General features: G+C 69.8%; 19 protein-coding genes and 3 pseudogenes. 9 read left to right on the forward strand and 13 right to left on the reverse strand.

What is annotated here, in order from left to right; all coding sequences use genetic code 11:
* Window positions 1-554: pseudogene (locus tag GEV28_RS36930) on the reverse strand (hypothetical protein); the annotation flags it as partial.
* A gap of 555 nt (window positions 555-1109) precedes the next feature.
* Between GEV28_RS36930 and GEV28_RS36935 the strand changes: the two are divergent.
* Window positions 1110-1967 (forward strand): SAM-dependent methyltransferase, encoded by an 858-nt coding sequence (locus tag GEV28_RS36935; protein ID WP_291418117.1) that lies wholly within the window; start codon window positions 1110-1112, stop codon window positions 1965-1967.
* Window positions 1968-2082: 115 nt separating this feature from the next.
* On the opposite strand, the gene GEV28_RS36940 is transcribed toward GEV28_RS36935, so the two are convergent.
* The 4 genes from GEV28_RS36940 to GEV28_RS36955 all read right to left on the reverse strand — a co-directional run bounded on the left by GEV28_RS36940 (window position 2083) and on the right by GEV28_RS36955 (window position 4516).
* Complete coding sequence (locus GEV28_RS36940; protein ID WP_291418120.1) at window positions 2083-3297, reverse strand: sigma-70 family RNA polymerase sigma factor; 1215 nt, start codon at window positions 3295-3297, stop codon at window positions 2083-2085.
* Window positions 3294-3680, reverse strand: coding sequence for a YciI family protein (locus tag GEV28_RS36945; RefSeq protein WP_291418147.1), 387 nt, complete (start codon window positions 3678-3680; stop codon window positions 3294-3296). The genes GEV28_RS36940 and GEV28_RS36945 overlap by 4 nt, the downstream gene beginning before the upstream one ends.
* A gap of 101 nt (window positions 3681-3781) precedes the next feature.
* Window positions 3782-4126, reverse strand: a complete 345-nt coding sequence (locus GEV28_RS36950; protein ID WP_291418122.1) for a hypothetical protein — start codon at window positions 4124-4126, stop codon at window positions 3782-3784.
* A gap of 27 nt (window positions 4127-4153) precedes the next feature.
* Complete coding sequence (locus tag GEV28_RS36955; RefSeq protein WP_291418124.1) at window positions 4154-4516, reverse strand: VOC family protein; 363 nt, start codon at window positions 4514-4516, stop codon at window positions 4154-4156.
* A gap of 83 nt (window positions 4517-4599) precedes the next feature.
* On the opposite strand from GEV28_RS36955, the gene GEV28_RS36960 reads away from it, so the two are divergent.
* Entirely contained in the window at window positions 4600-4968 is a 369-nt protein-coding gene (locus GEV28_RS36960) for a YciI family protein (protein ID WP_291418126.1), read from the forward strand.
* A gap of 4 nt (window positions 4969-4972) precedes the next feature.
* Entirely contained in the window at window positions 4973-6169 is a 1197-nt protein-coding gene (locus GEV28_RS36965) for a DUF6596 domain-containing protein (RefSeq protein ID WP_291418128.1), read from the forward strand.
* A gap of 84 nt (window positions 6170-6253) precedes the next feature.
* Here the strand turns inward: GEV28_RS36965 and GEV28_RS36970 are convergent.
* The 7 genes and pseudogenes from GEV28_RS36970 to GEV28_RS37000 form a co-directional block, all read right to left on the reverse strand.
* Window positions 6254-6436: pseudogene (locus GEV28_RS36970) on the reverse strand (NAD(P)-dependent alcohol dehydrogenase); the annotation flags it as partial.
* 63 nt (window positions 6437-6499) lie between these two features.
* Window positions 6500-6796 carry a YiaA/YiaB family inner membrane protein gene (locus tag GEV28_RS36975; protein WP_291418129.1) on the reverse strand — a complete coding sequence of 99 codons (297 nt, stop codon included), beginning with the start codon at window positions 6794-6796 and terminating at the stop codon, window positions 6500-6502.
* Between the two features lie 80 nt (window positions 6797-6876).
* Window positions 6877-7467 carry an ATP/GTP-binding protein gene (locus tag GEV28_RS36980; RefSeq protein WP_291418130.1) on the reverse strand — a complete coding sequence of 197 codons (591 nt, stop codon included), beginning with the start codon at window positions 7465-7467 and terminating at the stop codon, window positions 6877-6879.
* Window positions 7448-7810, reverse strand: coding sequence for a DUF742 domain-containing protein (locus tag GEV28_RS36985; RefSeq protein ID WP_291418132.1), 363 nt, complete (start codon window positions 7808-7810; stop codon window positions 7448-7450). Before GEV28_RS36985 ends, GEV28_RS36980 begins: the two co-directional genes overlap by 20 nt.
* The gene (locus GEV28_RS36990; protein ID WP_291418134.1) at window positions 7807-8220 is read right to left on the reverse strand and encodes a roadblock/LC7 domain-containing protein; all 414 of its coding nucleotides are present in this window, start codon (window positions 8218-8220) and stop codon (window positions 7807-7809) included. Before GEV28_RS36990 ends, GEV28_RS36985 begins: the two co-directional genes overlap by 4 nt.
* Window positions 8198-10744, reverse strand: coding sequence for a nitrate- and nitrite sensing domain-containing protein (locus GEV28_RS36995; protein ID WP_367115270.1), 2547 nt, complete (start codon window positions 10742-10744; stop codon window positions 8198-8200). The genes GEV28_RS36990 and GEV28_RS36995 overlap by 23 nt, the downstream gene beginning before the upstream one ends.
* 360 nt (window positions 10745-11104) lie before the next feature.
* Window positions 11105-11692 carry an HhH-GPD-type base excision DNA repair protein gene (locus GEV28_RS37000; RefSeq protein WP_291418136.1) on the reverse strand — a complete coding sequence of 196 codons (588 nt, stop codon included), beginning with the start codon at window positions 11690-11692 and terminating at the stop codon, window positions 11105-11107.
* A gap of 102 nt (window positions 11693-11794) precedes the next feature.
* Between GEV28_RS37000 and GEV28_RS37005 the strand changes: the two genes are divergently transcribed.
* Window positions 11795-12112, forward strand: coding sequence for a DUF433 domain-containing protein (locus tag GEV28_RS37005; protein WP_291418138.1), 318 nt, complete (start codon window positions 11795-11797; stop codon window positions 12110-12112).
* Window positions 12096-12359: a hypothetical protein gene (locus GEV28_RS37010; protein WP_291418139.1), complete on the forward strand. Its 264-nt coding sequence runs from the start codon at window positions 12096-12098 to the stop codon at window positions 12357-12359. Before GEV28_RS37005 ends, GEV28_RS37010 begins: the two co-directional genes overlap by 17 nt.
* A 200-nt stretch (window positions 12360-12559) precedes the next feature.
* On the opposite strand, the pseudogene GEV28_RS37015 reads toward GEV28_RS37010, so the two are convergent.
* Window positions 12560-13260, reverse strand: a pseudogene (locus tag GEV28_RS37015) (response regulator).
* Window positions 13261-13316: 56 nt separating this feature from the next.
* On the opposite strand from GEV28_RS37015, the gene GEV28_RS37020 reads away from it, so the two are divergent.
* The 4 genes from GEV28_RS37020 to GEV28_RS37035 all read left to right on the forward strand — a co-directional run.
* Window positions 13317-13877, forward strand: a complete 561-nt coding sequence (locus GEV28_RS37020; protein ID WP_291418141.1) for a GNAT family protein — start codon at window positions 13317-13319, stop codon at window positions 13875-13877.
* A 226-nt stretch (window positions 13878-14103) separates the two neighbouring features.
* Window positions 14104-14634, forward strand: a complete 531-nt coding sequence (locus GEV28_RS37025; RefSeq protein WP_291418151.1) for a serine hydrolase — start codon at window positions 14104-14106, stop codon at window positions 14632-14634.
* A gap of 18 nt (window positions 14635-14652) precedes the next feature.
* A complete protein-coding gene (locus tag GEV28_RS37030) occupies window positions 14653-14895 on the forward strand; it encodes a hypothetical protein (RefSeq protein WP_291418143.1) in 243 nt (80 codons plus the stop codon).
* 97 nt (window positions 14896-14992) lie between these two features.
* The coding region (locus GEV28_RS37035; protein WP_291418145.1) for an NADP-dependent isocitrate dehydrogenase at window positions 14993-15604 on the forward strand (612 nt) is incomplete at its 3' end.

Here is a 15604-nt window from a genome sequence, read left to right on the forward strand (position 1 = left end):
CTGCCGCTCATCCAAGTGCGGCAGGATCGTCCCGAACTTCGCCGCCAGGACCTGCTCATCGATCTCCACGACCATGGCCATACCAGAACCATGACAGAACAATCACGACATGTACAAGTTAATTTGAGACAATTCCTAAGTAAGTACGTCTGGCCGTCCTTGCCGACGCAGGGCGGGTAGCCGTCGTCGGCTGGCTCCGCCCGAGCCGTGCCGCTGCGCAGGAAGTCGATGAACGACGCCAGGAGCGCGCCGTCCTCGGGCTCGCCCTTCGGGTAGAGGTACTCGATCGTCCAAAAAGGATAGCCGGCGGAGATGCCGCTGACGTCCGGGTACCGCTCGCCGAGCCGCGGCACGGTGAGTGGGCGCTCGGCGACCTTCGCCTCGTTGGCCGACGGCAGGTCCACCTTGCCGATGGCGCCCGGGGTCGAGCTGATCTCGTCGAGCACCTCCGGCTCGGTGCCGCGCTCGCACAGAATCGTTGCGGAGGAAGGGCTTCGGTTGGCGGTCTCGCACGAGTCCGAGGTGAGCGCACCCTCGGACGAGCCGCCGAGCATCGTCTGCTCGACCGTCTTGCGCGAGCCGGACTCCCCGCCGCGGCCGACGATCCGGATGGGGAGCGACGGGGCCCGGGCGCGGCTCGTTCCGGTCGCGGTAGCTGCCCGCGTAGAGGCCGCGAATCTGGTTGCCGGTCAACTGGTCCAGGCCGACGGAGTTGTTGACGACCATCGGGTAGACGATCACCGCGATCGGCTGCGGGACGAGCTCCGCGGTGGCCTCGCCGACCTTGCCGTCGGACAGCGCCCGTCGTGGAGGTCGAAGCTGAGGCCGATCTTGGAGTCGTGCTGGACGCGGTAGAGGACGCCCGGATTCTCGTTCGTTCATCGCGGGTTCACCTGCTGGTCGTCGACCGATACCGGCTAGACCGAACGGGTGACATTTCCGCAACTTGCAGATGATTGACCTGGTCGGGTGCGGCTGTGCGACCTGCGCATGTGCAGATGCACGGGCGACATCACTCGTCCGGGATGATCATCACCGCGTTTACTCCGCCGTCCGTGCGTCGCTACTCTGGGTCGGTCCCTGGGAGTCCGTGGGTTGTGAGGTTTGCGATGTCCGAGACCGCGTCCAAGTACGAGGCGCCGAGTTCGGTGCCCGTCGGTGTCGACCCGACGAGGGCGAGTATCGCCCGGGTTTATGACGCCTTCCTTGGCGGCAAGGACAATTACGAGATCGACCGGCAGGTGTTCGAGAAGGTGCGGGCGACCGCGCCCGAAGCCCGGGACCTCGCGTGGTCCAACCGGAACTTCCTGACCAGAGCGGTGCGGTTCCTCACCGACCAGGGTGATATCCGGCAGTTCCTCGACTGCGGCTCCGGCCTCCCGACGGCCGAGAACACGCACCAGATCGCGCAGCGGATCGACCCCGAGGCACGCGTCGTCTATGTCGACAACGACCCGGTGGTGATCGCGCACGGCGAGGCGCTGCTGACCGAGAACGACTTCACACATTTCGTGTCGGCGGACATCTTCCAGCCACAGGACGTGCTGCAGAGCGAGGTCGTGCAGAAGCACCTCGACTTCACGAAGCCGATCGGCCTGCTGCAGGTCGGCACGCTGCACCACTACACGGCCGACAACGGCGCGGATCTGATGAAGGAGTACATCGACGCCCTGCCGTCCGGCAGTTTCGTGGCGATCTCCCATTTCCTCGACCCGCAGACGCCCGAGCACTCGAGGCTCGCCCGCCGGATGGAGGACGTGTTCCTCCACAGCCCGATGGGTTCCGGGTCGTTCCGCACCCGCGAGCAGATCCTGGAGTTCCTGCCGGGGCTGGAGATCATCTCCCCAGGCCCGGGCAAGCCCGGCGACTTGGAACTGTCCGACATGTGGTGGCCGGACGGCCCCCGGCTGCGCCCACTGAGCCAGGTCGAACAGTGCAGCGCGGCCGTGGTGGGCCGCAAGCCCTGACCCGGACCCGCGAGTCCAACGCTCCGGACCCGCGAGTCCAACGCTCCGGACCCGCGAGTCCAACGCTCCGGACCCGCGAGTCCAACGCTCCGGTCGCGAATGGTGGAGTCGCGACTTAGTGGCTCAGTTGGGCGGCGCGGTGCATCAGGTAGTGGCGTTCCGGCATGCTCGTCGTCCTCGCCGCCGCCAGGCGGTACTGCTCCACCGCGGCCTCGCGGTCGCCGGCCATCTCCAGCAGGTGCGCGCGGACCGCGTTGAGCCGGTGGTGGCCGGAGAGCCGCTCCGCCAACGGTTCCAGCTGAGCGAGGCCCCGCGCCGGACCGTGGACCATCGCCGTCGCGATCGCGTGGTTCAGGGTCACCATCGGGTTGTCCGACAGGCCCTCCAGCACCCCGTACAGCGCGAGGATCTGCGGCCAGTCCGTGTCGTCCGCGCAACCGGCCTCGTCGTGCACGGCGTTGATCGCCGCCAGTAGCTGGTACGGCCCGACGCGACCCTTCGGCAGCGTCTCGGTGACCAACGAGATCCCCTCGGCGATCAATGCCTGGTCCCACCGCGACCGGTCCTGCTCGACCAGCGGCACCAGCGTCCCGTCGGCGCGGGTGCGGGACGGGCGGCGCGCGTCGGTCAGCAGCATCAGCGCGAGGAGCCCGGCCACCTCGGTGTCGTCGGGCAGAAGGCGGTGCACCCCGCGCGCCAGGCGGATGGCCTCGGCGGACAGCTCGACCCGCTGCAGCGACGGGCCGCCCGACGCCGTGTGGCCCTCGTTGAAGATCAGGTAGAGCACGTGCAGCACTGTGCGCAGCCGGGCCGGGCGCTCGGTGTCGGTGGGCAGCTGGAACGGCAGGCCGGACGACTTGATCTTCTGCTTCGCACGGCTGATGCGTTGCGCCATCGTCGCTTCCGGGATGAGGAACGCGCTGGCGATCTCGGCCGTGGTCAGGCCGCCGACCGCGCGCAGGGTCAGCGCGATCGCGGCCGCCGGCTTGAGCGCGGGGTGGCAGCACATGAACAGCACGACGAGCGTGTCGTCGGTGTCCGGCACGACGGCGTCGGACGCGGGCTGGGCCGCCACCGTGTCCTCGCGCCGCCGCCGGGCCTGCTCGTTGCGCAGCTGGTCGGTCATCCGCCGGGACGCGACCTGGATCAGCCAGCCGCGCGGGTAGTCCGGCACCCCGTCGCGCGGCCATTGCCCGGCCGCCGCCATCAACGCCTCCTGCACGGCGTCCTCGGCCGCGGCGAAGTCGTCGTACCGGCGCATCAGCGCACCGAGGACCTGCGGCGCGAGCTCACGCAGCAGGTCCTCGGTGCGGGTGTCGGCAGCGGTCACACGTCTCCGTCAGGGCCGGACATCACCTGGCGCACCTCGATCGGGTGGTTCAGCTTCACCCCGTTGGGTCCGGGCGAGGCGGAGGCCTCCGCGGCGATCTCCAGCGCCCGGTCGGTGCCGTCGACGTCGACGATCCAGTACCCGGCGAGGAACTCCTTCGCCTCCGGGAACGGGCCGTCGGTGATCGCGGCCGCGGCACCGTCGCGCGCGGTGACGATCTTGGCGTCGTCCGGCATGGCCAGGCCTTGCGCGTCCACCAGCTCGCCGGACTTGACCAGGCCCTGGCCGAACTCCCGCATGAACTCGATGTGCGCCTTGACGTCCGCGGGGTCCCACTGGGTGATGGGCGGGTGGCCGATGTCGGTGGTCATCATCAGCAGCATGTACTTCACGGCGTTCTCCTCACGTGGCGGCGCCCCTCGGGCGCCTTCGTGGGGACGTCGAAGCACGCTACGCGTCCTCTACAGGTTCGTGCACCGGTTGCTCAGGATATTTCGGCAGCCGCCGCGATGACCTCGCACTGCCGCAGCCACGTCGCCTCGTCGGTGGCCTGCGGGGAGGTGCCGACCCGCTCCGCGCCGGCCGCGGCATAGGCCGCGAAGTGCTCGGCGATGCCTGCCGGGCTGTCGGCGGGCATCGGCACCTTCTCGGCCTCGTCCCGCGGCACAGTCGTTCGGGACTGATCAGCGAACGGCAGCCAGCCGGCGCCGTGCTCGACGGCGCGCCGGATCGCGATGTCGGAGTTGCCGCCGACGAGGACTTCCGGCGGCTCGGGCGCGAGCTCGCGATCGCCCCTGCTCGCTGGCCCTGGGCTCGACCTGCTCGGCATCGAGGCCCCGTCGCGGATGTAGCGAGGTCAGCCCTGGATGACGGACAGGACGTTGCCCGCCGGGTCGCGGAACCACGCGATCAGCGGGCCTCCCTGCCGGTTGATGCCCTTGGCGTCCACGAAGTCGTACCTCTCGAACTCCACCCCGCGGGAGGCGAGCTCGTCGACCGCCGACTCGATGTCGTCGACCGGGAAGTTGAGGATCGTGAACGTCGCCGGCGCGTGGTCGGGCTTCGGGTAGATCAGCGTGTCCCGGTCGCCCGCGATGTGCAGCGTCAGCATGCCGTGCTCCTCGGACACCCGCAGGCCCAGCGTGTCGCCGTAGAACTTCTTGGCCGCCGGGATGTCGTCCACAGAAAAGCCGCTGAACGCCTTGGTCCGCTCGAACATGATGGTCTCCTTTTCTCGGGTCCTTCGTACCGGACGTAGAAGCCGAGCCGCCCAGTTCGACATCCCGGTGAGAGGATCTGCCAGTGAAGTACCTGATCCTGATCTACAGCAACCCCGAGTCGCGGGCGATCTGGGACACGGTCTCCCCGGAGGACAAGGCCGCCGGGCTGGGCGTGTACGAACAGCTGGACAAGGACCTGGTCGAGTCCGGCGAGATGATCGTGTCCGAGCCGCTCGACGACCCGGCCAAGGCCAAGCGGGTGCGGGTGACCGAGGGCCGGGCGCTCACGACCGACGGACCGTTCGCCGAGGTCAAGGAGTATCTCGTCGGCTTCTACCTGGTCGACTGCTCGACCGTGGAGCGTGCGGTCGAGATCGCCGGGCGGATCCCGGAGGCCGAGCTCGGGCTCATCGAGGTCCGGCCGGTCACCGACCTCGCGGCGCTGGCCTGAGCCCGTGGAGGCACTGCTGCGGGAGCTCGCGCCGCACGTGCTGACCGCGCTCGTGCGCCACCACGGCGGCTTCGACGCGTGCGAGGACGCGGTGCAGGAGGCGCTGCTCGCGGCGGCGACGCAGTGGCCGGTCGACGGGCTGCCGGGCAACCCGAAGGCCTGGCTGATCACGGTCGCGTCGCGGCGGCGGACCGAGGTGTGGCGCAGCGACACCGCCCGGCGCCGGCGCGAGGAGACCGTCTTCGCCCTGGACGTGTCGCCGGACGTCTCGGACATGTCGGATGTCGACGACTCGCTCACCTTGCTGTTCCTGTGCTGCCACCCGTCGCTCACCGAGCCGTCGCAGATCGCGCTGACGCTGCGGGCGGTCGGTGGCCTGACCACGGCGGAGATCGCGCGCGCGTTCCTGGTCCCGGAGTCGACGATCGCGCAGCGGATCAGCCGGGCCAAGGCGCGGATCAAGGGCGCGGGGTTCTCGATGCCGCCGCCCGCCGAGCTGCCGGACCGGCTCGAGGCCGTGCTGCACGTGCTGTACCTGATCTTCAACGAGGGCTACACGGCGTCCGCCGGCGCCGCGCTGCACCGGGTCGAGCTGTCCGCGGAGGCCATCCGCCTCACTCGCCAGCTGCGCGCCCTGGTGCCCGACGACGGCGAGGTGGCCGGCCTGCTGGCGCTGATGCTGCTCACCGACGCGCGCCGGCCCGCCCGCGCGTCCGCCGACGGCGTCCCGATCCCGCTCGACATGCAGGACCGGACGCTGTGGACCGCCCCGCTGGTCGCCGAGGGTCTGGAGCTGATCGCCGACACGCTGGCCAACGCGCCGATCGGCCCGTACCAGCTGCAGGCCGCGATCGCCGCGGTGCACGACGAGGCCACCCGGGCCGCCGACACCGACTGGCCGCAGATCCTGACCCTGTACGAACTCCTGCGGTCGGTGTCGCCGGGCCCGATGGTCACCTTGAACCGGATCGTGGCTGTGGCGATGGTCCGCGGCCCCGCCGAGGGCCTGGCCGAGCTGGACGCGGCGTCGACCGACCCGGGGTTGGCGGATCACTACCGGGTCGACGCCGTCCGCGCGCACCTGCTCGCGCTGGCCGGAGACCGCGACGGGGCAAGGAAGCACTACGAGCTCGCCGCCCGGCGCACGCCGAGCCAACCGGAACAGCACTACCTGATCTCGAAGGCCGCCGCCTTGGGCTGACCGTGCCGGCCTCGAGAAGCTCGCTCAGGAACGCGATGTCGTCCCTGCTCTGGCGGCCAAGGAAAGGAGTCAGTCGACGACGTCGTCGGCGCCGATCGACCGGACCATCTCGACGTTTCCGGTGCTGCACACGCCGGTCACCTTGCCGGCGCCGAGCGCCTTGGCGATCTGCACCGCGAACGTCCCGACCCCACCCGCCGCGCCGTTGACCAGAACCTTGTGGCCGGCCTGGAGATCTCCCTTGTCCCGCAAGGACTGCAGGGCCGTTTTCGTCAGCACCTGCGCGTCCTCCATATGTTGGCAGGGAAGGAGGTTGGCCGGAAGGCACGCTCAGCCGGCGTCGATCTTGAACGGGTCGTGCTCGGCGATCAGCTTGTCCACCCGGGCTCTGTCGACCCGGCTCGCGACGTAGGCCTCCTCCTGCCTGTCCCGAACGCATTTCGCGAGGGTGAAGGCCGAGGAGATCGTGTAGAGCATGCCTAACGCGAGAAACGCGCGAACCCATTCATCGACGGGAAGGAAGACGATCCCGACGATGACGGTGACACTGGAGATCGCGAACGAGACGGCGGCTTGCGCGAAGAAGGCGGCGGTGGTGGGGGACTTGGACTGCACGGGACCAGTCATGACAGGAGCATCTCGGGTCGGCGAGATCATTTCCTGAGTACGGTTACTCAAACCGCCATTACGAACCGGTCACCCACGCGTCAGGTACGGGCCGAGGTCAGCCGAGTCGCGGACATGACGTGGTGCATCAGGGTGACCAGCACCTGCTTCGTCGAGTCGCGTTCGCGGGCGTCGCACAGCAGAACCGGGACCTGGGGATCGAGGTCCAACGCCGTTCGGACCTCCTCGGTTCCGTACCGGTAGGCGTCGTCGAAGCAGTTGACGCCCACGACGAACGGCAGGCCGCGGCGTTCGAAGAAGTCGACGGCCGGGAAACATGTGTCGAGGCGGCGGGTGTCGGCCAGCACGACCGCGCCAAGGGCGCCGTGGGCGAGCTCGTCCCACATGAACCAGAAGCGGTCCTGGCCCGGGGTCCCGAACAAGTACAGGATCAGCTCCGGGTTGATGGTGATGCGCCCGAAGTCCAGGGCCACCGTCGTCGTGGTCTTGGTCTCCACGCCCGACATGTCGTCCACGCCGGAGGAGGCCTCGGTGATCAGCTCCTCGGTGCGCAGCGGCGGCACCTCGCTGACCGAGCCGACCAGAGTGGTCTTGCCGACGCCGAAACCACCGGCGATGACGATCTTCACCGCCGTGCTGGTGAACCGTCGGTCAGAGCTTTCTGATGCCATCGAGAACCGCCTGGAGAACGTTTTGGTCCGGAGTTTCGTGCGCGGGAGTCGCTGAGCGGAAGATCATCAAACCTCTCGTGATGAGGTCGCTGAGCACGACCTTCACCACCTGCAGCGGCAGATCGACCAGAGCGGCCACCTCCACCACTGATATCGGCTGCTGGCACGCCTGGAGAATCTGCGCGTACTCCGGCTCGAGATCGGCCACCTCGACGGGCGAGCGCATCGCCACGACCAGCGTGATCAGGTCCAGCCCCAGCGTGTTGGACCTGGTGCGCCCGCCGGTCACGGCATACGGCCGGACCAGCGGGTCGTCGAACCAGGCCTCTGTGCCGGCGCTCATTGCACCGGACGTTCCATGACTTCGCGCGGCTTCGCGGTGAGGACCGCGCCGACCCGCTTGACCATCAGGTTCATCTCGTAGGCGATCATCCCGACGTCCGCGGACTCGTCGGCCAGCAGCGCCAGGCACGCACCGTGGCCGGCCGCCGTGACGAACAGGAAGGCGTGGTCCATCTCGACGAGCGTCTGGCGCACCTGCCCGCCGCCGAAGTGGCGGCCGGTGCCTCGAGCGAGGCTCTGGAACGCCGACGCGACGGCCGACAGGTGCTCGCCGTCGGTCTCGGTGAGGTTGCTCGACCGGCCGATCAGCAGCCCGTCCGCGGACAGCACGACGGCCCGATCCACCCCGGCGACCCGCTTGACCAGCTCGTCGAGCAGCCAGTCCAGCTCACTCACTGCGGTGTTGGCCATTGCGCACGCTCCCCAAGGTGTTGTCGCCGTCAGAACTGGTCGCCGGCTCCTCCCGGCCCCGTCGCGTACCTCGCTGGAATGCCGAGAGCCGGTTGCGCGCCTCGTCCGGCGACTCCTCGCGAGTCTCCTCCTCCGGCCAGGTCGCGGCCGGTTCCTCCCGCAGCTGCGCCACCAGGTTCTGCTGGCGTCGGCGCTGGGGAAGTGGCGGCCGGCCCTGGGCGAGCTGGCCCACGGGCTCCGGCGGGCGCGCCGGCTGGGGCGCGGGCACCACCGGGAGGTGCCGCTCGGTCGGCGCCTCGTGCCGTGCGTGGGCACCACCGGTGCCGTTGGCGCCGTTGGTGGGGGTCCCGCCGTTGGTATGGGATCCGTTGGCGCCGTTGGTGTTGCCGGCCGGCTCCTCGACCGGGCGCTGCGGGCGGAACAGGTCCTCGCCCGGACGCGGTACCACGATCGGCAGCGGCGGCAGGTCGGTCACCGGGATCGGCAGTTTCACCGAGGACACCGGCGCGATCGGGGGCGCTGGGGCGAGCGTCGGCATCGAGGGGGAGTCGGCCGCCGGCTCGGGGTGGTCACCCGTCACCGGCACCTCGCCGAGCAGCTCGGCGCGGACCAGCACGATCGCCCGGGTGCCGCCGTAGGCCGACTCGCGCAGCGACACCGAGATGCCGTGCCGCGCGGCGAGCCGGGCGACCACGAACAGGCCGAGCCGCGGCTCGGTGGACAGCGCCATGATCCCGAAGTCCGGCGGGTTGGCGAGCATCGTGTTGAGCTCGTCGATCCGCGCGCTCTCGATGCCCAGACCCTGGTCCTCGATCTCGAGCACCGCGCCGCGGCCGACGACGTTGCCGCGCACCTCGACCCGGGACTCGGGCGGGGAGAACGAGGTCGCGTTGTCGATCAGCTCGGCGAGCAGGTGCACGAGGTCACCGACCACCGGGCCGTTGACTGCGCGCGACGGCAGCTTGGCGATCTTGACCCGGGCGAAGTGCTCGGTCTCGGCCGCCGCGCCGCGGGCGAGCTCGGTGAGGCTCACCGGGTTGCGCCAGCGCCGGCCGGGTTGGCCGCCGCCGAGGATGATCAGGTTCTCGGCGTTGCGGCGGGCGCGGGTGGACAGGTGGTCGAGCTGGAAGAGCATCTCCAGCTGCTCCGGGTCCTCCTGCCGGCGCTCCGCCTCGTCGAGCACCTTGAGCTGGCGGTGCACGATGACCTGGCTGCGGTGGGCGATGTTGAGGAACACCGTCTTGGTGCCCTCCCTGGTCTTCGCCTCCTGCACGGCGGCCGTGACCGCGGTCTGCTGGGCCTTGTTGAACGCGTCGGCGACCTCGCCGATCTCGTCCTTGCCGTGGTCGACCAGCCGCAGCGAGTCGTCCATCCGCACGTCCTGGCCCGCGCGGACCTTCTCGACCAGCTCGGGCAGCTTGCTCTCGGCGAGCTCGAGGGTCTCGCGGCGCAGCCGGGTGAGGCGCTCGATGATCCGGCGGGACATGCGCACCGCGAACACGAACACCGCGGCGGACAGCAGCAGCACCAGCACCCCGGCGATGACCGACTGGGTCAGGGTGCTGTTGACCTTGTCCAGCGAGAACGCGATCGTGGCGCGGGCCTGGGTGGTGAGCAGGCCCATGAGCTGGTCGCCGACGTCGCGGGCGGCGGCGCGCCACAGGTCCTCGCTGATCGGCAGGTTGGTCTGGCCACGCAGCAGGACGTCCTCGACGGAGATCAGTCGCTGCCAGGCCGGCCCGTCCTTGATCTTGGCGTACTGGGTCCGCAGTTCCGGCTCGACCAGCCGGATGCTGTTCTCCAGCTGCAGGTGGTAGGCGCTGACCAGGCCCTGGTAGGTGCGGAAGTCGTTGTCGGTGAGGCCGCCGCCGATCAGGTTGGCCGAGGCGAGCGCGTCCGCGCGCTGCATCTGGTCGGCCGAGGTGAGCAGCGGCCCGACGGCGACCTGGAGCTGGTAGGCGGACTCCGCGTCCGGGCCGAACTGCGCGAGGCCCTGGGTGCCCGAGATGAACTGGTCGACGATGCGGTTGTAGAAGGTGAACGACTCGCTGATGCCGACCTGGCCGCCGTCGACGCGGGCGCGGAGCTCTGGCAGCTGGGACATCAGCGTGGCGAACTCGGTGACGTCGCGCTTGACCGACTCCGGCGCGACCTCGCCCAGCTCGCTGAGGCTCGTGGTGACCTGGCCCGCAACGGCGTCGGTCTTGGTGCGCTGCTTGATCAGCTCGGACTGGAACGTGCCGTAGCTCGCCAGTCGGCGCAGGGTGAGCCGGCGCTCCTCCTGCAGCGAGATGATCAGCGGCAGGGCGTCGCGCTGCGCCTGGCTGGCGAGGTCGAAGTAGTTCCTGGTCTTGGCCGCGTCGTAGATCAAATAGCCGGTACCCGCGACCCCGGCGATGAGAAATACGAAACACGGGACGAGCGCGATCGCGAGCACCCGTGTCCGAATAGACAGAGCCCGGCCACGCCGGATAGAGGTCATCTTCACCGCGGTCCGCTTTCCTTCCGGCGTTTGCTGGGTCACCTCAACAACTTGGGTTCCGCGCGCACCGAGTCACCCTCCGGACCCGCGGGGAACGGTAAACACCCCCGGTCACGGAGTCAAATACCGGTTTCGGTGCCATTTCGCGGTATACCAGCGAAGACGGAAAGACACCAACAGGAAGTGGCACCGGTTGCCCGGATCGATCGGGATTTGCCGGCGCGCGTATGAATGTATGCGCTCACTGGCGACGAATAGTGTTCCGTCGTGCGCGGATCGTAATGCCGGCGGAGGTCGCGGAACAAATTCTGCCCCATCCTTGACAACGAATGGGGCCGAATGGTGGAACTCGATGCCGCGGGTGGTCCGAGCGGACGGCGGCCCGAGCCCGATCACGCGACACTAGACCTCCGGAGCGGCCTTCGCGGCCTTGGCGGCGGCCTTCATCTCCTTCTTGTGGGCGCGCACGTTCTGCAGGCTGGTCTGGTCTGTGATGTCGGCGACGCTGCGGAAGACGCCCTTCTTGGCGTAGTCGCCGGAGGCCTTCTGCCAGCCGGTGGCCGCGAGGCCGCGCTGCTTGCCGAGGAGGGCGAGGAAGATCTTGGCCTTGGCCTCGCCGAAGCCGGGGAGGGCCTTGAGCCGCTTGAGGACCTCGGCGCCGTTCGGGTCGCCCTGGGTCCAGACGTTCTCGGCGCTGCCGTCGTAGTCGACGACGAGGGCCTGGCACAGCGCCTGGACGCGCTTGGCCATCGACCCGGGGAACCGGTGGATCGCCGGCGGCGTGGAGCACAGCGCGACGAACTTGTCCTGGTCGTACTCGGCGATGGTCCGCGCGTCCAGCGACCCGAGTCGGTCGAGGATCTTCTTGGGCCCGGCGAACGCGACCTCGATGGGGATCTGCTGGTCGAGCAACATGCCGGTGAGCAGCGCCAGGGGCTCCCGCTCGAGGAGCTCGTTGGCCTCGGGGTTCTCGGTCAGCCAGATCGCCATGCCGCCATCATGGCATGTCGGGGCCGGGCGGGACCTTCAGGTTGAGGTGTGGTGGCACCGCCGGGTGGGATCATTTCGGGGACCAGGGGGACGGCAATTTTGGTGGACAAGCTCACGGACCCGCTGCTGACCCCGAAGGAGGTCGCTCGGCACCTACGGATACCCGAGTCCACGGTTTACTACTGGCTCGGCGTGGCCGCGAGCCTGCGGCTGTCCCAGTACCCGGACGCCGCCCCAGTGATCATCGACCCACGATTCGGGTGGGGCGCGCCGGTTGTCGAGGCCACGAAGGTGCCGGTGGACGCCGTCGTCGACCTGTGGTCCGCAGGGGAGCGGCTGGAGGACGTGGCATACGAGTACGGCCTGAGCAGGGAACAGGTCGAGGCCATCTGTCGTGTCGCCGTTGCCCGCGCAGCCTGAGTTCTTCCTCGACCGCGGCCTCGGCCGGCGGGTCGCCGAGGACTTGTCCGGTCGTCCCTACGGCGCGGTCTTGTTCTACCTGGACAACCAATGTCTGATGGTCATCGACATGGTCCGCCGTTTTCATGACGCGCAGGGCCAGATCTACCGGGGCGGTGGCTCGTGGCGGACCGCGTGCCTACGCCGTCACCGCCAAGGGAATCCGGGCGACGTGGCCCTGAGCGGCTGGCAGCAGCTACCGCGGTGAGCGTACGTGTGGTGGTTGGCGTACCACGGATGGTGCACGGTCGGTGTCGCGCTCATGGTGACGACTTTCCCGGGTCCTGTGCTCATCCTGAGGTGCATGAAACTTCTGGCCTCCCTGCTCCTCGGCTCCTTGTCCATCCGGGTCACCCGCAACGTCCTGGCGCGCAACCGGCGGCAGCGGCGGTTGCTCTACCTGCCGCGTTAGCCCGCCCAGCCGGGGCGGACCAGGCCCGCCTCGTACGCCAGCACCACCAGCTGCGCCCGGTCCCGCGCGCCCACCTTCACCATCGCCCGGCCGATGTGCGTCCGCGCGGTCGCGGGGCTGATCGCCAGCCGGGTGCCGATCTCCTCATTGGACAGTCCACTTGCGACCAGGGTGACGACCTCGCGCTCCCTCCGGGTCAGCGGGTCCAGGGTGGCCGACGGGCGCCGCGCGCGGGCGGCGAACTCGTCCATCAGGCGGCGGGTCGCCATCGGGCTCAGCAGGGCGTCGCCCCGGGCGGCCACCCTGATGCCGGTGACGAGGTCACTCGGGTCCATGTCCTTCACCAGGAAGCCGCTCGCCCCCGCGCGCACCGCATCGAAGACGTACTCGTCCAGGGCGAACGTCGTGAGGACGACCACCCGCACCGCGGCCAGCGCCGGGTCGTGCACGATCTCGCGGGTCGCCTCCAGTCCGCCGAGCAACGGCATCCGCACGTCCATCAGCACGACACCGGCCGCAGGGAACGGGCCAGCGCGACCGCGGCCCGGCCGTCGCCGGCCTCGCCCACCACCTCGATGTCCGGCGCCGTCCCGAGCAGCACCCGGAAGGCGCCGCGCACGAGCGTCTGGTCATCGGCCAGCAGAACCCGGATGCGCACCAGACCCACGGTAAGCAGCGCGCCCGGCGGGCGCGTCATCCCCCGCGAGTGAAACCCGCTCCGCCGACCGGCGTACGTCGCATAGGTTGGCCGGCGTGCTGCGACCTGACTACCCCATCGAGACCGACCGGCTGACGCTCCGTCCCTTCGCCGAGGACGACCTCGACGCGCTCCACGCCTACCAGCGCCTCCCCGAGGTCACCCGCTACCTGTACTGGGAGCCACGCGACCGCGCGGCGACCGCCGAGTCGCTGAAGAAGCGGATCGCGGTGCCGACGCTGGAGAAGGAGGGCGACATCCTCGTGCTGGCGGTGGTGCGTCGCGAGGACGGCGTGCTGCTCGGTGAGGTCAACCTCGCGTGGCTGTCGGCGGCGAACCGGCAGGGCGAGTTCGGCTTCGTGTTCAACCCGGCCCACCACGGTCGCGGCTACGCGCGCGAGGCCGCCGTCGAGATGCTGCGGCTCGGGTTCGACGGGCTGGGCCTGCACCGGATCATCGGTCGCTGCGAGGCGCGCAACACGGCGTCGGCGAACCTGATGGCCAAGGTCGGCATGCGCAGGGAGGCCCACTTCGTGCAGAACGAGATCGTCAAGGGCGAGTGGAACGACGAGGCCGTCTACGCCATGCTCGCCGAGGAGTGGGCCGCGCGCCCCTGACCCGGGGTTCAGGGTCGGGCCGGGGCGTCCCCGATGCCAGCGATGATCATCGCGGCGAGGCTCGGCCCATGAGGACACCGAAGAAGCTCGCCGTCCTCCTGTCCGCCGCCGCGCTCGTCGTCACCGGCGCGAGCCAGGCCGCCGCCACCGCCACCGAAGCCGACGCCGCCGCCGAGCCGCCGAGCCGCCGCTGGACCCCGCGGCGCTCCGCGCGTCGATCGCCGGCCTGCCCGACGGCGAGGCGAGCGGCGCCGTCCTGCGGGTGCGTGGCTCGGACGGCCGCTGGCAGGGCACGTCCGGCGTCGCCGACGTCCGCACCGGCCGCCCGGTCCCGCAGAACGGGCGGTTCCGGATCGGCAGCATGACCAAGACGTTCACCGCGACCGCGGCGCTGCAGCTCGTCGCGCGGGGAAAGCTCCACCTCGACCGCACCGTGCAGAGCTACGTGCCCGGCGTGCTGCCGGCCGAGTACCCGCCGGTCACGATCCGCCAGCTGCTCGACTACACCTCCGGCCTGCCCGGGATCGACATCGACCACAAGGACCCGGCCTGGTTCCTCGCGCACCGCTTCGACACGTGGACCCCGCGCCGGCTGCTCGACCTCGCGTTCACCGGTCGGCCGATGGAGTTCGCGCCCGGCACCGCGCAGCACAACGGCAACATCTCCTACCTCGTGCTCGGCGTGGTCATGGAGAAGGTGACCGGCCGGCCCTACGGCGACGCGATCCGCACGGCATCATCCGCCCGCTGTACCTGACCGCGACCATGGTGCCCGGTGGCGACCCGAAGATCCACGGTGTCCCGGCCCGGCTACCTCGGCCTCGGCCTCGCCCGGCTGCTCGCCGGCGACCTCGTGTTCTGGGGCACGACCGGCGATCGGCCCGGCTACCAGAACGGCATGGCGTCGACCCGGGACCTCTCCCGGCGGGCGGTCTACTCGGTCAACACTCTCCACATGGGCGGGGACCTGTCGCCGGTCACGCAGCGGATCGTCGCCGCCGTGGGCGGCGTCGGGTGAGTCGACAGGCGGCGGCTAGCAGTACGCGTGTACCGTTTGGGTGGGCTGAACAGGCGTACGCGCGCGCAATGAGGACGCGAGAGGAGCATCCCGGCACATGGCCAAGACCAAGGTCCAGGGGACGGTCGTCGAGCTCGACGGCGACGAGATGACCCGCATCATCTGGCAGTTCATCAAGGACAAGCTGATCCACCCGTACCTGGACATCAACCTGGACTACTACGACCTCGGCATCGAGCACCGGGACGCCACCGACGACCAGGTCACCGTGGACGCGGCGAACGCCATCGCCGAGCACGGCGTCGGCGTGAAGTGCGCCACGATCACGCCGGACGAGGCGCGGGTCGAGGAGTTCGGCCTGAAGAAGATGTGGCGGAGCCCGAACGGGACGATCCGCAACATCCTGGGCGGCGTGATCTTCCGGGAGCCGATCGTCATCTCGAACATCCCGCGGTTGGTGCCGGGCTGGACCAAGCCGATCATCATCGGCCGGCACGCGCACGGCGACCAGTACAAGGCCACCGACTTCAAGGTGCCCGGCCCCGGCACGGTGACGATCAGCTACCAGCCGGCGGACGGCGGCGAGCCGATGGAGTTCGAGGTCGCCAGGTTCCCGGCCGGCGGCATCGCCATGGGCATGTACAACTACGACGAGTCGATACGCGACTTCGCCCGGGCGGCGATGCGCTACGCCCTCGACCGCGGCTTC

The sequence above is a fragment of the Actinophytocola sp. genome (assembly GCF_009379765.1).
In the GTDB taxonomy this organism is placed as follows: Bacteria; Actinomycetota; Actinomycetes; order Mycobacteriales; family Pseudonocardiaceae; genus Actinophytocola.

What these genes read in the sequence shown, in the direction of transcription:
- GEV28_RS36935 (WP_291418117.1), top strand. Translation starts at nt 1,110, where the DNA reads ATGTCCGAGACCGCGTCCAAGTACGAGGCGCCGAGTTCGGTGCCCGTC.
- GEV28_RS36945 (WP_291418147.1), bottom strand. Translation starts at nt 3,680, where the DNA reads ATGCTGCTGATGATGACCACCGACATCGGCCACCCGCCCATCACCCAG.
- GEV28_RS36950 (WP_291418122.1), bottom strand. Translation starts at nt 4,126, where the DNA reads ATGCCGAGCAGGTCGAGCCCAGGGCCAGCGAGCAGGGGCGATCGCGAG.
- GEV28_RS36955 (WP_291418124.1), bottom strand. Translation starts at nt 4,516, where the DNA reads ATGTTCGAGCGGACCAAGGCGTTCAGCGGCTTTTCTGTGGACGACATC.
- GEV28_RS36975 (WP_291418129.1), bottom strand. Translation starts at nt 6,796, where the DNA reads ATGACTGGTCCCGTGCAGTCCAAGTCCCCCACCACCGCCGCCTTCTTC.
- GEV28_RS36980 (WP_291418130.1), bottom strand. Translation starts at nt 7,467, where the DNA reads ATGGCATCAGAAAGCTCTGACCGACGGTTCACCAGCACGGCGGTGAAG.
- GEV28_RS36985 (WP_291418132.1), bottom strand. Translation starts at nt 7,810, where the DNA reads ATGAGCGCCGGCACAGAGGCCTGGTTCGACGACCCGCTGGTCCGGCCG.
- GEV28_RS36990 (WP_291418134.1), bottom strand. Translation starts at nt 8,220, where the DNA reads ATGGCCAACACCGCAGTGAGTGAGCTGGACTGGCTGCTCGACGAGCTG.
- GEV28_RS37000 (WP_291418136.1), bottom strand. Translation starts at nt 11,692, where the DNA reads ATGGCGATCTGGCTGACCGAGAACCCCGAGGCCAACGAGCTCCTCGAG.